Annotated in this window: 1 pseudogene; it reads right to left on the reverse strand. The window is 73.6% G+C overall.

Going from position 1 to position 515, the window contains the following annotated elements:
* Window positions 1-377: pseudogene (locus QYM41_RS17905) on the reverse strand (Fis family transcriptional regulator); the annotation flags it as partial.
* Window positions 378-515: the final 138 nt, after the last annotated feature.

Genomic DNA, 515 nt, shown 5'->3' on the forward strand with positions numbered 1-515 from the left:
GCGGTGGCCACCGGGGCCAGGCCTGGATGCATCTGCTGGGTGTGCGGGGTGGTGAGCAGCCGGTCGACGGCGGCGGCCAGCACGCAGGACCAGCACTGGCCGTGGGAGTGCAGCTCGGTCTCGGCGCCGCAGGTGCGGCAGTCGAGGTTCAGCGTGATCCCGGCGCAGTTTCGGCAGGCCGGTCGCCCGTCGAGCCGGCCGGGCAGCACGCCCGTGTGTCCGCAGGCGCAGGTGCCGGTGGTGCGCTTGGCGGCCTGGTAGCAGTACCGGCACACGGGTCCGTCGGGCCAGGTGGCGGCGATCTCGTAGTGGTCCTGGCACCGGGTGCACGGGATCGGCCAGGTCTCCGGGTCGCTGGGTGGGCGGGGCCTGCTCACGAGGACTCGTCGGTCTCCTCGGGCACCAGATGGATCCTGCGGGCCATCGGCTGTCCCGGGTCAACGCCGATGTCCTGGGGCCGGGTCGGGGCGTTGGCGGTGGCCGCGGCACGCAGCTCGAGGTAGGGCTCGAAGAGG

Source organism: Kocuria oxytropis (genome assembly GCF_040981195.1).
GTDB classification, from domain to species: Bacteria; Actinomycetota; Actinomycetes; order Actinomycetales; family Micrococcaceae; genus Kocuria; species Kocuria oxytropis.